Raw genomic sequence first — 14,137 nt, 5'->3', positions numbered from 1 at the left:
CTGTGTCACGTACCCACCCCTTGTTCCGGCCCTTCGCCCGCCCCGTCCCCCACGCCCTGCTTGCGCAGTTCGGTCGCCAGGTCGTAGAGCCCGGCGGGGTCCATTCCCTCGCCGATCAGCGGGAGTTCGTACCCCGGCAGCTCCAGACCAGCGAGCACCGCACGCTGCTCGCGCTCCAGCTCGACCCGCTGGGCGTGCTCGGCGGCCTGCTCGACCAGAGGGCGCACGAGCCCCGCGGAGCCGGTCACGCCCGCCCGCGTCAGTGCCTTGGCGATCTCCTTGCGGCGACCTCCGGCCGCGGCGCGCAGCGCGCCCTCGTCCAGCAGATGCGGTCGCACCATGTTCACGATGACCCGGCCGACCGGCAGTTCGGCGGCCCGGAGCTCCGCGATACCGTCCGCGGTCTCCTGGACGGGCATCTCCTCCAGCAGTGTCACCAGATGGACCGCGGTCTCGGGGGACTTCAGCACCCGCATCACGGCCTGTGCCTGATTGTGTATCGGGCCGATCCGGGCCAGCCCCGCCACCTCGTCATTGACATTGAGGAAGCGCGTGATGCGCCCGGTGGGCGGGGCGTCCATGATCACGTAGTCGTAGACGTACCGGTTCTGCTTGTCCTTGCGGCGTACGGCCTCGCAGGCCTTGCCGGTCAGCAGTACGTCGCGTACGCCGGGCGCGATGGTCGTGGCGAAGTCGATCGCACCAAGCTTCTTGAGCGCCCGGCCCGCGCTGCCGAGCTTGTAGAACATCTGGAGGTAGTCGAGAAGGGCGCGCTCCGCGTCGATCGCGAGGGCGTACACCTCGCCGCCCCCCGGCGCGACGGCGATCTTGCGCTCCTCGTACGGAAGGGACTCCGTCTCGAAGAGCTGGGCGATGCCCTGCCTGCCCTCGACCTCCACGAGGAGGGTGCGCCTGCCCTCGGTCGCGAGGGCGAGCGCGAGGGCGGCGGCGACCGTGGTCTTACCGGTACCACCCTTGCCGCTGACGACCTGGAACCTGCTCACGTATTCGAGCCTAACCAGTCGGGCCACGGGCTACGCACGAGGCTGTGCGTGCCAGGCATTACAGTCGGGCCATGACCAAGTGGGAATACGCGACCGTGCCCCTTCTCGTGCACGCGACGAAGCAGATTCTGGACACCTGGGGCGAGGACGGCTGGGAGCTGGTCCAGGTCGTTCCCGGCCCGAACAACCCCGAGCAGCTCGTGGCCTACCTGAAGCGGGAGAAGGCGTAGTGGCGGGCTCCGTCGAGGCGAAGCTCGCCGAGCTCGGGCTGACGCTGCCGGACGTCGTACCGCCGCTGGCCTCCTACCAGCCGGCCGTGCAGTCCGGGGTGTACGTGTACACCTCCGGCCAGCTGCCGATGGTGGACGGCAAGCTCGCGGTCACCGGCAAGGTCGGTGCGGAGGTCACACCCGACGAGGCCAAGGAGCTGGCGAAGACCTGCGCGCTCAACGCGCTGGCCGCCGTGAAGTCCGTCGCGGGCGACCTGGACCGGATCGCACGCGTGGTGAAGGTCGTGGGCTTCGTGGCCTCGGCCGCCGACTTCACCGGCCAGCCGGCCGTGATCAACGGTGCCAGCGAGCTGCTGGGCGCGGTCCTCGGTGACAAGGGCGTGCACGCGCGCAGCGCGGTGGGCGTTGCGGTGCTGCCGCTGGACGCACCGGTGGAGGTCGAGATCCAGGTCGAGCTGGTCGGGGCCTGAAGCAGCGGAGGGACTTGAGCCGTACGTTCCGCTGCGGGGCCTCGGCGGGAGGCTGCCGTCGACCCGCCGCCCGCTGATCCGTCCGCTGTCGGCTCTCCGATCCCGTCCGGTCGTCACGACCGGGCGGGATCATGTGTGTACGAGGCATGTACGGATCAACATGCCTCTCGAACATCGTCGCGGTTCCGGATAGCCTCCGGCCATGTCCAAGTCCAATGGTCAGTGGTACCCACCGGAATGGCCCGACCGGATCCGGGCACTCGCGGCCGGTGACCTGACGGCCGCAACCCCGAAGCGTGCCGCGACCGTGATGCTGCTCCGGGATCCTGCCGTCGGTACCGAGGGCGGCCCCGCGGTCCACATGCTGCGCCGCCGCTCCTCCATGGCCTTCGCCGGCGGGGCTTACGCCTATCCGGGTGGCGGAGTCGATCCGCGCGACGACGACCGGCTCGTCGACTGGGCCGGACCCGCGCTGGAGAGCTGGGCCGAGCGGCTCGGTGTCGACACGGGGGCCGAGGCCCAGGCCGTCGTCTGCGCGGCGGTCCGCGAGACGTACGAGGAGGCGGGCGTCCTTCTCGCCGGCCCGACCGCCGGCACGGTCGTCGGTGACACCACTGGCGCCGACTGGGAGGCCGACCGAGAGGCGCTGGTCGCCCGGGAGCTGTCCTTCGCGGAGTTCCTGGACCGACGCGGGCTGGTGCTGCGCTCCGATCTGCTGGGCGCCTGGGCGCGCTGGATCACCCCCGAGTTCGAGCCGCGCCGCTACGACACCTGGTTCTTCGTCGCCGCGCTTCCCGAAGGGCAGCGCACCCGCAACGCCTCCACGGAGGCCGACCGCACCGTGTGGATCCGGCCCGGCGAGGCGGCCGACGGGTACGACAGGGGCGAACTGCTGATGATGCCGCCGACCGTTTCGACGCTGCGGGCGCTCAGGCCGTACGGGACGGCTGCCGAGGCCCTGAAGGCGGCGGATTCCCAGGACCTCACCCCCGTGCTGGCACAGGCGCGGCTGGAGGGTGACGAGCTGGTGCTGAGCTGGCCGGGGCACGACGAGTTCACCAAGCACATCCCGCGCGGGCCGGCCGGTGGCGGGGGAGGTGAAGCCGTATGAGCGACGCGGCCGCGCTGCCCGGACAGCCACGCGGCGGCGTCCTGTCCGGCCCGGCCACCACTCGTGCCGTCAATGTCCTGGCGCCCAACGCCTCGGCGATGACGCTGGACGGCACCAACACCTGGATCGTCGCCGAGCCGGATTCCGACCTCGCGGTCGTCATCGACCCGGGGCCGCTGGACGACGTGCATCTGCGGGCAGTCATGGACACCGCAGAGCTGGCGGGCCGCCGGATCGCGCTCACTCTGCTCACCCACGGACATCCCGATCACGCGGAGGGCGCGGCACGCTTCGCCGAGCTGACCCGTACGAAGGTGCGTGCCCTGGACCCGGCGCTGCGCCTGGGCGACGAGGGCCTGACGGCGGGGGACGTGATCACCACCGGAGGGCTGGAGCTGCGCGTCGTGCCGACCCCCGGGCACACCGCGGACTCGCTCTCGTTCCATCTGCCCGCAGACAGGGCGGTGCTGACGGGGGACACGATCCTCGGACGCGGCACCACGGTCGTCGCGCATCCGGACGGGCGACTCGGTGACTACCTCGACTCGCTGCGGAGGCTGCGGTCGCTGACCATCGACGACGGCGTGCACACGGTGCTGCCGGGCCACGGCCCGGTCCTGGAAGACGCGCAGGGCGCGGTCGAGTTCTACCTCGCGCATCGCGCGCACCGGCTCGCCCAGGTGGAGACGGCGGTCGAGGCCGGGCACCGGACGGCGTCGGAGGTGGTGGCGCAGGTGTACGCGGACGTGGACCGGTCCCTGTGGCCCGCGGCGGAGCTCTCGGTGCTGGCGCAGCTGGAGTACCTGGGCGAGCACGGGCTGATCCAGGGCTTCTAGGCATCCGTCCTGGGACGGATATGCGCCAGGCCCCGCCGGGAGGCGGGGCCTGGCGCAGGCAGTCAAGACTTCACCCGTCCGTGCGTCCGTCTGTCAGTCCCGTCCGGGCGGACGGGGCGCGTCCCGCGGACCAGGGGCTAGCGGGACCGCTTCGCCAGGCGCTCCACGTCCAGCAGGATCACGGCGCGCGCCTCCAGGCGCAGCCAGCCGCGGCCGGCGAAGTCGGCGAGCGCCTTGTTGACCGTCTCGCGGGAGGCGCCGACCAGCTGGGCCAGCTCTTCCTGGGTCAGGTCGTGGACGACGTGGATGCCTTCCTCCGACTGGACACCGAAGCGGCGTGACAGGTCGAGGAGGGCGCGGGCGACGCGGCCCGGGACGTCCGAGAAGACCAGGTCGGACATCTGGTCGTTGGTCTTGCGCAGTCGGCGAGCGACGGCGCGCAGCAGCGCGGTGGCCACCTCGGGGCGGGCGTTCAGCCAGGGCTGGAGGTCACCGTGGCCGAGGCCGAGGAGCTTGACCTCGGTCAGCGCGGTCGCGGTGGCCGTACGCGGGCCCGGGTCGAAGAGCGACAGCTCGCCGATCAGCTCGCCGGGGCCGAGGACCGCCAGCATGTTCTCGCGCCCGTCGGGGGAGGTGCGGTGGAGCTTCACCTTGCCCTCCGTGACCACATAGAGGCGGTCGCCCGGGTCGCCCTCGTGGAAGAGCGCGTCGCCGCGTGCGAGGGTCACCTCACTCATCGAGGCGCGGAGCTCCGCGGCCTGCTCATCATCGAGCGCCGCGAAAAGCGGGGCGCGCCGCAGAACGTCGTCCACGAGTTCTCTCCTTGTCGGCCTGTTCCGGGAACCGTGGTCCCCATCATGCCGGACGGTAAAACAGTGCGATCAATCACAAACCAGTTTGACGCACGGACGTGCCGAACCGTGCGGCAGGGGGCCGATTGGGGATGGATACATTGCGCCCGGGGCGGATGGCGGTGCGTGGCTCTAGGCTGGCCGGGTGTCCAGATCGCCGGTGAGAGCGCAGGCCAAGGGGGCTGGTGAGGTGTCGGAAGGCCGTGATTCCGCTGTGGGCGAACAGGCTGGGAGCAGTCAGGAAAAAGTGACAAAACGTGCTGCGGTCGGGCGTGCCCCGAAGGTCGGAGCGCAGGCAGCGGAGAAGCCCGTGACCACGCCTGCGACCGAACGGACGGCGAAGTCCGCGGCGGAGCGAGCCGCGAAGCCCGCACCGAAAGCCGCCGGGAAATCCGTCGGGAAATCCGCCACGAAGGCCCTGTCCGAGTACACCGCGAAGTCCACCACGAAGACCGCCGTGAAAGCCGCGCAGGCGGGAACGAAGCCCGGAACGAAGCCCGGAACGAAGGCCGGAACGAAACCGGAATCGCATCTGTCGATGGTCCGCCGGGCCCGCAGGATCAACCGCGAGCTCGCCGAGCTCTACCCGTACGCCCACCCCGAGCTGGACTTCAGGAACCCCTTCGAGCTTCTCGTCGCCACGGTGCTCTCCGCCCAGACCACCGACCTGAGGGTCAACCAGACCACCCCCGCGCTCTTCGCCGCCTACCCCACCCCCGAGGACATGGCCGCGGCCGTCCCGGAGGAACTGGAAGAGCTCATTCGGCCGACCGGCTTCTTCCGGGCCAAGACCAAGGCCCTGATAGGCCTCTCCGTGGCGATCAGGGACAATTTCGGCGGTGAGGTGCCGGGGCGCCTTGCTGACCTCGTCACGCTTCCCGGGGTCGGCCGCAAGACCGCCAATGTCGTTCTCGGGAATGCCTTCGGCGTTCCGGGCATCACGGTCGACACCCACTTCGGGCGCCTGGTCCGCCGCTGGAAGTGGACGGAGCAGGAGGACCCGGAGAAGGTCGAGGCCGAGGTCGGCGCGATCTTCCCCAAGAGCGAGTGGACGATGCTTTCCCACCGCGTCGTCTTCCACGGCCGCCGCATCTGTCACGCCCGCAGGCCCGCCTGCGGCGCCTGTCCGATCGCCCCGCTCTGCCCGGCGTACGGGGAAGGCGAGACGGACCCGGAGAAGGCCAGGAAACTGCTGAAGTACGAGATGGGCGGTCAGCCCGGCCAGCGGTTGAGCCCGCCGCCGGACTACCCGGGCAAGCCCGCGCCGGCCCTGGGAGCCGACTGACGTACTGCGCTCGCGCCGGAACGAAATGCGTGACGACAGGCGTTGTGAGACGAGGGGTGCCTATGAAGACGCACGAACAGAGCACGCAAGAGCAGAGCACGCAAGAGCAGAGCGCGCACAGACAGAGCGCTCACGAGCAGACGCGGCGAGATCGCGCCACGGAGGCTTCGGCGGCGCCTGCGGCGGTCAGCCCGGCGGCGGCCGTTGTGGCGGCGGCCGCCGCAACGGCGGATGCGGCACACGACTCCGCCGTCACCGTCACGGCCGAGGGCCTGCCCGACTGGCTCGACCCCGTGGCCCGTGCCTCACGGACCATCGAGCCCGACCAGCTCAGCCGCTTTCTGCCGCCCGAGAGCGGCGCCGGGCGGCAGTCCGCCGTACTCGTACTGTTCGGGGAGGGCGAGCGAGGGCCCGAGCTGCTCCTCATGGAGCGAGCCGGAAGCCTGCGTTCCCATGCTGGGCAGCCTTCCTTCCCCGGTGGCGCCCTGGACCCGGAGGACGGCGACCAGGCGACGACAGGGCCGCTCAGGGCCGCGCTGCGGGAGGCCCGGGAGGAGACCGGCCTCGATCCGCGCGGAGTCCAGCTCTTCGGCGTGCTGCCCCGGCTCTACATCCCCGTGAGCGGCTTCGTCGTGACGCCGGTCCTCGGCTGGTGGCGGTCGCCGAGCCCGGTCGGCGTGGTCGATCCAGGTGAGACCGCCCGGGTGTTCACCGTTCCCGTGGCGGATCTCACGGATCCGGCCAATCGCGCGACCACCGTCCATCCGAGTGGCCATCGGGGTCCGGCATTCCTGGTCGAATCCGCCCTGGTCTGGGGTTTCACGGCCGGAGTGATCGACCGCATTCTCCACTTCGCGGGCTGGGAGCGCCCGTGGGACACCGCCAGGCAGGTGCCGCTCGACTGGCGCGCATGACAGGCTGACCCTCGTGCTGCGCCGTCCGGCCCCGCCCGGACCCAGCCGAACGAACGGGCCCGGTGACGAATCTGCGAGGCTATAGACGGTGAACGTGCTGGACATCCTGCTGCTGGCCGCCGCCGTGTGGTTCGCGGTCATCGGCTATCGCCAGGGGTTCGTCGTCGGCATCCTGTCGGTGATCGGGTTCCTGGGAGGCGGCCTCGTCGCCGTCTATCTGCTGCCGGTCCTGTGGGACCAGCTGACGAACGGCTCCGAGGTCTCATCGACCGCAGCCGTCGTGGCCGTCGTCATCGTGATCGTCTGCGCCTCGGTGGGGCAGGCATTCACCACCCACCTGGGAAACAAGCTCCGCCGCTACATCACGTGGTCACCCGCGCGCGCCCTCGATGCCACCGGCGGCGCCCTGGTCAACGTGGTCGCGATGCTGCTGGTCGCCTGGCTCATCGGTTCGGCGCTGGCGGGCACATCACTGCCGACTCTGGGCAAGGAGGTCCGCAGTTCCTCGGTTCTGCTCGGCATCTCCCGCGTGATGCCCAACCAGGCCTCCACCTGGTTCACGGACTTCTCCTCCGTCCTCGCGCAGAACGGTTTCCCGCAGGTCTTCAGTCCCTTCGCCAACGAGCCGATCACCGAGGTCCGCGCCCCGGACCCGGCGCTGGTCGGCAGCCCCGTGGCGGCCCGCGCCAAGGAGTCCATCGTCAAGGTCGTCGGTACGGCCCCGAGCTGCGGCAAGGTTCTCGAAGGCACCGGTTTCGTCTTCTCCGACCGCCGGGTGATGACCAACGCCCACGTCGTCGGCGGCGTCGACGAACCGACCGTTCAGATCGGCGGCCAAGGGCGGCTGTACGACGCGAAGGTCGTGCTCTACGACTGGCGGCGGGACATCGCCGTACTCGACGTACCGGATCTCCACGCGAAGCCGCTGAAGTTCACCGACACCGACCACGACGCCCGGACCGGGAACAGCGCCATCGTCGCGGGCTTCCCGGAGAATGGCTCGTACGACGTACGTGCCGCGCGCGTCCGGGGCCGCATCGACGCCGATGGCCCGGACATCTACCGCCGGGGCACCGTTCGCCGCGACGTGTACTCGCTCTACGCGACGGTCCGTCAGGGCAACTCCGGCGGACCGCTGCTGACCCCCGACGGAAGGGTGTACGGAGTCGTCTTCGCGAAATCGCTCGACGACCCCGAGACCGGCTACGCCCTGACGGCCGACGAGGTCCGCCAGGACATCGCGCACGGCCGCTCCGCCAACCAGCAGGTCGACAGCCAGTCGTGCGCGCTCTAGTCGTACGGGCGGGCGTTCCATGGGCGAGATCGGTCTCGACGCCGCCATGGCCGGGCACATGGGCGTGCCGGCCGTGCTGTTCAGCGGCGACGACACCGCTTGCGCCGAACTGACCGATTTGGTCCCCTCCGCGGTCACCGTCGCCGTCAAACAAGCGCCCGACCAGGCTGCAGCTGTTGTCCTGCACCCCTAAGAAGCCCGAGAGCGCCTGCGGCAGCTCCGGGTGCGTGCGGTCGCTCCCAGCGCTCGCCGCGCGCGGGCGCATCATGTGTGCTGAGCGAGCGCGTCCGTGTGCACGTGCATGTGCGCTGCCCGTGTACTGGCCGGTGGCAGCCGGGAGACAGTGGTGCAGCTCCCGCCCTGCCGGTGAACGCTCACCGGCAGGGCGGGGCAGGCCTCATCCGCGTGGATGGCGCAGTCGCGCCGAGACCCAGCGGGCCCGTCGGCGCAGAATGCGCGGAATGCCGAGCTGGGGATCATGCAGAACATGCATATCGTGCACCCGGCCCTGGGGGCCGCCCCCCTCATGAATGCTCGGACCCGCCGTGGCGGTCGAGCGATGGTTGCGTGCTGCGTCACCGAAGTCGTGCGTCCAGCCCATACCCCGACGTCTGCCCGTGCCTCATGGTCGGTAACCGCCCATCCGTCAGCCAATTGGCCTATGCGCCGGGCAATTGGCTGTTCGTCGGACAACTGTGCCCGTACGGCTACCGATCGGGCTCGGGATCCTTGAGCCAGTTGATGAGTTCGGCCGAGAACCCGGCCGGATCCTCTTCGTGGGGGAAGTGACCCAGACCGTCGAAAAGTCGCCAACGGTAAGGCGCTTCGACATACTCGCCGGAGCCCGCCGCGCTCCGCGTACGGATCGCCGGATCGAGTGAACCGTGCACATGCAGTGTGGGTACCCGCACCGGGCGCTTCATCCGCCGGTTGAACTGGATTCCGTCCGGACGGGCCAGGGAGCGGACCATCCAGCGGTACGGCTCGATCGAGCAGTGCGCCGTCGACGGGATGCACATCGCGCGACGGTAGACGTCCACCGTCGCCTCGTCGGGGAACTCCGGGGTCCGGGAGCCCGACCAGTCGTGGATCAGCCGGCCCACCAACGCGGCGTCGTCCGCGACGAGCTGACGCTCCGGTACCCACGGACGCTGGAAACCCCAGATGTACGAGCCCGCCCGGGTCTGTGCGAAGTCGGAGAGCATCGAGGAGCGCCAGCGGCGCGGATGCGGCATCGAGGAGACCACGAGGCGGCGGACCAGCTTCGGCCGCATCACCGCGGCCGTCCATGCGAGATAGCCGCCCATGTCATGGCCGACCAGGGCCGCGTCCGGTTCGCCGAGGGAGCGAATCACCCCGGTGATGTCGAGCGCCAGGTTGGCGGGGTCGTACCCCCGCGGCGTACGGTCGCTGCCGCCGACTCCGCGCAGATCCATCGCCACGGCGCGGAAACCGGAGTCGGCCAGCGCTGTGAGCTGATGCCGCCAGGTCCACCAGAACTGCGGGAAGCCGTGCAGCAGCAGCACCAGCGGCCCCTCGCCGAGTTCGGCGATGTGGAAGCGGGCGCCGTTGGCCGCCACGTCCCGGTGGGTCCACGGCCCGTCGAGCCGCACGGGCCCACCGGCGCCGACCGGGCCGGGTGACGCGGAGGAACCCGGCGGGCCGGAGGGATCGGAGGAGCCGGAGGGGCTGTCCACATCCGTCCGGCCGTCCAGGTCAGCCCGGCTGTTCAGGCCCGCAGCCCGGCCGTCCGGACTTACCTGACCTTCCGGGCCTTCCGGTCCTGCGGGTCCTACTGGGTCGGATGCGCTGGAATCGGAGACCGTCATGTGGACGAGCGTGCCACAGCCGACGCCTTGTCCTGGACCGGAGCCTTCTCCAGGGCCTTGTCCGCCCGTGTGCTGCCCGTGACGGCCGGGCGGCTCGCCCCGGCCGTCACGGCGGGCCGGGGATGCGGCTTGACGCCCTGCAGCACGGCCGCCGTCTGCTTGGCCGAAGCGATGGACTTCTCCGGCGGCTTCACCTTCTTGAACTTGGCGACGGCGAACAGCGCGAGCAACCCACCCAGAACGATGAAGGCGCCGCCCACGATCAGGAACGACCAGGCCAGTCCGAGCCCCAGGTAATGGATCCCGTACGCCGCCGCGAAGCTCAGCACCGGGATCGCGAACAGAATCAGCACGCCCGCGACCATGAACGCCACGCTCCCGGTGGCGCCGCGCTTGACGTCCTGTCGCATTTCGGCCTTGGCCAGGGCGATCTCGTCGTGCACCAGTGCGGACATCTCGGCCGTCGCTGCGGCGACCAGCTGTCCGAGACTGCGGTCGGCGCTGCCCGCGTTGTTGCCGGGGTCGCTCATCCCTGACTCCCTCTCCTGCTCTCCTGCTCAACACATCTGGTGTCAGATCATGCCGGACTGTCCGGCTTGCTGCTCGCTGCCCCCGCCAGTTGGGCAAGGCGGCGGTGCTCGGCCGCCTTCTTCTCGTAGATCACGGCCATGCGCAGGTGGTACTCCGGGTCGCCCTGCTCGTAGACGTCGGGCACACCGTCCTCGTCCTCGTCGAGTTCCTCGGCCTCGTGCAGCGTCCGGTACTTTCGGACCCGGAGTTTGAGCAGTACAGCGGCGAGTACGGCGGCTGTCAGGGAGCCGAGCAGCACGGAGGCCTTGATCTCGTTGATCATGCTCTCGTCGCCGGCGAAGGCCAGCTCGCCTATGAGCAGCGAGACAGTGAAGCCGATGCCGGCGAGCGTGGCGACCGCGAAGACGTCCGCCCAGGCCAGGTCCTTGTTCAGCTCGGCCTTGGTGAAGCGGGTGGCCAGCCACGTTCCGCCGAAGATGCCTACCGTCTTGCCGACGACGAGCCCCAGGACGACACCGAGTGTCTCGGGCCGGGTGAAGACATCCGCCAGTGCGCCGCCGGAGAGGGAGATACCGGCCGAGAAGAGGGCGAACAGAGGCACGGCGACACCGGCCGACAGCGGGCGCATCAGGTGTTCGATGTGCTCGCCGGGGGAGTGGGTCTCGCCCTCGCGCCGGACGCAGCGGAGCATCAGGCCCATGGCGACACCGGCGATCGTGGCGTGGATGCCGCTGTTGTACATGAGGCCCCAGATGACCAGGGCGAGCGGTACGTAGACGTACCAGCCGCGCACGTTCCTGCGCAGCAGCAGATAGAAGACGGCCAGACCGATGAACGCGCCGAGCAACGCCATGAAGTTGATCTTCTCGGTGAAGAAGATCGCGATGATCAGGATCGCGAAGAGGTCGTCGACGACGGCGAGAGTCAACAGAAAGGCGCGCAGCGCGTTCGGCAGCGAGGTGCCGATGACCGCGAGGACGGCGAGTGCGAAGGCGATGTCGGTGGCGGTGGGGACGGCCCAGCCGCCCGTGGAGCCTCCGCCGAACACCGCCACGAGTGTGTAGACGACGGCCGGAACGGCCATTCCGCACAGCGCGGCGACGACCGGGAGAGCGGCCGCCTTGGGGTCGCGCAGTTCGCCCGCGACCAGTTCCCGCTTGAGTTCCACGCCCGCGACGAAGAAGAAGACCGCGAGCAGCCCGTCCGCCGCCCAGTGGTGCACGGAGAGATTGAGGCCCAGCGACCCGGGACCGAAGTGGAAGTCGCTGACGGCGGCGTAACCGGATCCGAAGGTATTCGCCCACACCAGGGCGGCTATGGCGGCGACCAGCAGGATGACCCCGCCGACGGTCTCGGTGCGCAGGGCGTCCGCGAGATAGTTCCGCTCGGGCAGGGACAGACGCCCCAGAAAGGGGCGGCGCGAGGAAGGGGGTGCGGGGGTGGGCGCGGCCACGAGTGAGGACCTCCGGGACGGTACGGCAGCGATGGCATGGCTGATGCACTTGCCGACCAGACTTCCCGGCACACCCTGTGGAGATTTCTTATTGCTTTGTTGACGCGCCTGCCACTGTACCCGGGGTGCGCGGATCTGTATGTGGTGATCTTCACCTTAAATGCCCGAGGGGCACCCGGCGCGTTGCCGGGTGCCCCTCGCGGGGATGTACTGGTTGGCCCCGGCGCGTTGCCGGATGTCCCTCGGGGACGTTCTTGCTGCGGTCGCCCTCCCTGGGAGGAGGCCGGGCTCAGTCCTCGGAGGAGGAGGACGGCAGCTGGGTCTGGATGAGGTCCATCACCGAGGAGTCGGTGAGCGTCGTGACGTCGCCCAGCTCGCGGTTCTCGGCGACGTCACGCAGCAGGCGCCGCATGATCTTGCCGGAGCGGGTCTTCGGCAGTTCGGCGACCGGCAGGATCCGCTTCGGCTTGGCGATCGGGCCGAGCGTGGCGCCGACGTGGTTGCGCAGTTCCGCGACGAGCTCGTCGGAGGCGGTGGCCGTACCGCGCAGTATCACGAACGCGACGATGGACTGGCCGGTCGTCTCGTCGGCGGCGCCGACCACCGCGGCCTCGGCGACCGACGGGTGCGACACGAGTGCCGACTCGACCTCGGTGGTCGAGATGTTGTGCCCGGACACGAGCATCACGTCGTCGACCCGGCCGAGCAGCCAGATGTCACCGTCCTCGTCCTTCTTGGCGCCGTCGCCCGCGAAGTACTTGCCCTCGAAGCGCGACCAGTAGGTGTCGATGAAACGCTGGTCGTCGCCCCAGATGGTGCGGAGCATCGACGGCCACGGCTCAGTGAGGACCAGGTAGCCGCCCCCGCCGTTCGGAACCTCGTTGGCCTCGTCGTCGACGACCGTGGCGGAGATACCGGGCAGTGCGCGCTGGGCGCTTCCCGGCTTGGTCTCCGTCACGCCGGGCAGCGGCGAGATCATCATCGCGCCGGTCTCGGTCTGCCACCAGGTGTCCACGACGGGGCACTTGTCGGCGCCGATGTGCTTGCGATACCACATCCACGCCTCGGGGTTGATCGGCTCACCGACCGATCCGAGGACCCGGAGACTGCTCAGGTCGAACTTGGCGGGGATGTCGTCACCCCACTTCATGAACGTACGGATCGCGGTCGGCGCGGTGTAGAGGATCGTGACGCCGTACTTCTGCACGATCTCCCAGAAACGCCCCTGGTGCGGGGAGTCCGGCGTGCCCTCGTACATGACCTGCGTCGCGCCGTTGGCCAGCGGGCCGTAGACGATGTACGAGTGGCCGGTCACCCAACCGATGTCGGCGGTGCACCAGAAGACGTCGGTCTCCGGCTTGAGGTCGAAGACCGCGTTGTGGGTGTACGCCGCCTGCGTGAGGTAGCCGCCGGAGGTGTGCAGGATGCCCTTCGGCTTACCCGTCGTACCGGAGGTGTAGAGGATGAAGAGCGGCTGCTCCGCCTCGAAGGCCTCGGGGGTGTGCTCGGCGGACTGCCGTCCGGTGATCTCGTGCCACCAGACGTCGCGGCCCTCGGTCCACGCGGTGTCCTGGCCGGTGCGCCGCACTACGAGGACGTGCTCGACACCGTCGATACGGGAGACTGCGTCGTCCACTGCGGGCTTGAGCGCGGACGGCTTGCCGCGGCGGTAGCCGCCGTCGGCGGTGATGACGACCTTGGCGTCCGCGTCCTGGATACGGGCGGCGATGGCGTCGGCGGAGAAGCCGCCGAAGACCACCGAGTGCGCGGCGCCGATCCGGGCACAGGCCAGCATCGCGACGGCGGCCTCGGGGATCATCGGCAGATAGACGGCGACCCGGTCGCCCTTGCCCACACCGAGCTCGATGAGCGCGTTCGCGGCGCGCGAGACCTCGTCCTTCAGGTCGGCGTAGGTGATGGCGCGGCTGTCGCCGGGCTCGCCCTCGAAGTGGATGGCGACCCGGTCGCCGTTGCCGGCCTCGACGTGGCGGTCCACGCAGTTGTACGCGACGTTGAGCCTGCCGTCCGCGAACCACTTCGCGAAGGGCGGGTTGCTCCAGTCGAGCGTCTCGGTCGGCTCCGTGGCCCAGGTCAGGCGACGAGCCTGCTCGGCCCAGAAGCCCAGCCGGTCCGCCTCGGCCTGCTCGTACGCCTCCGCTTTGACGTTGGCATCGGCGGCCAGATCGGCAGGCGGTGCGAACCGCCGCTCCTCCTTGAGCAGATTGGCCAGGCTTTCGTTGCTCACGACATCTCCCATTCCCAGGGTGTCCGTTGTGTCCCGGGGCATAGCTCATCAGGCCAAAGGCCGGGTGACAAGTGTCTGCCCGGA

14 protein-coding genes and 1 pseudogene are annotated in these 14,137 nt (G+C 69.8%); 8 read left to right on the top strand and 7 right to left on the bottom strand.

The window, feature by feature from the left end:
- Nucleotides 1-5 precede the first annotated feature (5 nt).
- The gene (locus tag ACF1B9_RS20605; protein WP_391744557.1) at nt 6-1,004 is read right to left on the bottom strand and encodes an ArsA family ATPase; all 999 of its coding nucleotides are present in this window, start codon (nt 1,002-1,004) and stop codon (nt 6-8) included.
- Between the two features lie 71 nt (nt 1,005-1,075).
- On the opposite strand from ACF1B9_RS20605, the gene ACF1B9_RS20600 reads away from it, so the two are divergent.
- The 4 genes from ACF1B9_RS20600 (at nt 1,076) to ACF1B9_RS20585 (ending at nt 3,651) form a co-directional block, all read left to right on the top strand.
- Nucleotides 1,076-1,234 carry a DUF4177 domain-containing protein gene (locus ACF1B9_RS20600; RefSeq protein WP_003967454.1) on the top strand — a complete coding sequence of 53 codons (159 nt, stop codon included), beginning with the start codon at nt 1,076-1,078 and terminating at the stop codon, nt 1,232-1,234.
- The gene (locus ACF1B9_RS20595) at nt 1,234-1,704 is read left to right on the top strand and encodes a RidA family protein (protein ID WP_391744559.1); all 471 of its coding nucleotides are present in this window, start codon (nt 1,234-1,236) and stop codon (nt 1,702-1,704) included. The genes ACF1B9_RS20600 and ACF1B9_RS20595 overlap by 1 nt, the downstream gene beginning before the upstream one ends.
- A 202-nt stretch (nt 1,705-1,906) precedes the next feature.
- Nucleotides 1,907-2,815: an NUDIX hydrolase gene (locus ACF1B9_RS20590; RefSeq protein ID WP_391744560.1), complete on the top strand. Its 909-nt coding sequence runs from the start codon at nt 1,907-1,909 to the stop codon at nt 2,813-2,815.
- Complete coding sequence (locus tag ACF1B9_RS20585; RefSeq protein ID WP_391744561.1) at nt 2,812-3,651, top strand: MBL fold metallo-hydrolase; 840 nt, start codon at nt 2,812-2,814, stop codon at nt 3,649-3,651. Before ACF1B9_RS20590 ends, ACF1B9_RS20585 begins: the two co-directional genes overlap by 4 nt.
- 137 nt (nt 3,652-3,788) lie before the next feature.
- Here the strand turns inward: ACF1B9_RS20585 and ACF1B9_RS20580 are convergent, their stop codons facing one another.
- Complete coding sequence (locus tag ACF1B9_RS20580) at nt 3,789-4,463, bottom strand: Crp/Fnr family transcriptional regulator (RefSeq protein WP_014046869.1); 675 nt, start codon at nt 4,461-4,463, stop codon at nt 3,789-3,791.
- Between the two features lie 496 nt (nt 4,464-4,959).
- Here ACF1B9_RS20580 and nth point away from each other — a divergent pair, with 496 nt between their 5' ends.
- From nth to ACF1B9_RS20560, 4 genes and pseudogenes are all read left to right on the top strand, one after another.
- Nucleotides 4,960-5,787, top strand: a complete 828-nt coding sequence (gene nth / locus ACF1B9_RS20575; protein ID WP_391744633.1) for an endonuclease III — start codon at nt 4,960-4,962, stop codon at nt 5,785-5,787.
- A gap of 62 nt (nt 5,788-5,849) precedes the next feature.
- Nucleotides 5,850-6,701 (top strand): NUDIX hydrolase, encoded by an 852-nt coding sequence (locus tag ACF1B9_RS20570; protein ID WP_391744563.1) that lies wholly within the window; start codon nt 5,850-5,852, stop codon nt 6,699-6,701.
- A gap of 88 nt (nt 6,702-6,789) precedes the next feature.
- Nucleotides 6,790-7,995, top strand: coding sequence for a MarP family serine protease (locus tag ACF1B9_RS20565; RefSeq protein WP_391744565.1), 1,206 nt, complete (start codon nt 6,790-6,792; stop codon nt 7,993-7,995).
- A 1-nt stretch (nt 7,996) separates the two neighbouring features.
- A pseudogene (locus tag ACF1B9_RS20560) lies at nt 7,997-8,185 on the top strand (M55 family metallopeptidase); the annotation flags it as partial.
- 207 nt (nt 8,186-8,392) lie between these two features.
- Here the strand turns inward: ACF1B9_RS20560 and ACF1B9_RS20555 are convergent.
- The 5 genes from ACF1B9_RS20555 to acs all read right to left on the bottom strand — a co-directional run bounded on the left by ACF1B9_RS20555 (nt 8,393) and on the right by acs (nt 14,095).
- Nucleotides 8,393-8,596, bottom strand: coding sequence for a hypothetical protein (locus ACF1B9_RS20555; RefSeq protein WP_391744567.1), 204 nt, complete (start codon nt 8,594-8,596; stop codon nt 8,393-8,395).
- Between the two features lie 106 nt (nt 8,597-8,702).
- Nucleotides 8,703-9,824: an alpha/beta fold hydrolase gene (locus tag ACF1B9_RS20550; protein WP_391744568.1), complete on the bottom strand. Its 1,122-nt coding sequence runs from the start codon at nt 9,822-9,824 to the stop codon at nt 8,703-8,705.
- Nucleotides 9,821-10,354, bottom strand: a complete 534-nt coding sequence (locus ACF1B9_RS20545; protein ID WP_391744570.1) for a phage holin family protein — start codon at nt 10,352-10,354, stop codon at nt 9,821-9,823. Before ACF1B9_RS20545 ends, ACF1B9_RS20550 begins: the two co-directional genes overlap by 4 nt.
- A 47-nt stretch (nt 10,355-10,401) precedes the next feature.
- Nucleotides 10,402-11,808, bottom strand: a complete 1,407-nt coding sequence (gene nhaA, locus ACF1B9_RS20540; RefSeq protein ID WP_391744572.1) for a Na+/H+ antiporter NhaA — start codon at nt 11,806-11,808, stop codon at nt 10,402-10,404.
- A gap of 289 nt (nt 11,809-12,097) precedes the next feature.
- Complete coding sequence (gene acs, locus ACF1B9_RS20535) at nt 12,098-14,095, bottom strand: acetate--CoA ligase (protein WP_391744573.1); 1,998 nt, start codon at nt 14,093-14,095, stop codon at nt 12,098-12,100.
- Nucleotides 14,096-14,137: the final 42 nt, after the last annotated feature.

Origin of the sequence: Streptomyces sp. NPDC014727, from assembly GCF_043083485.1 — a bacterium.
Lineage (GTDB): Bacteria > Actinomycetota > Actinomycetes > Streptomycetales > Streptomycetaceae > Streptomyces.
The sequence above is the reverse complement of the archived record's forward strand: the minus strand, read 5'-3'. Positions and strand labels throughout refer to the sequence as shown.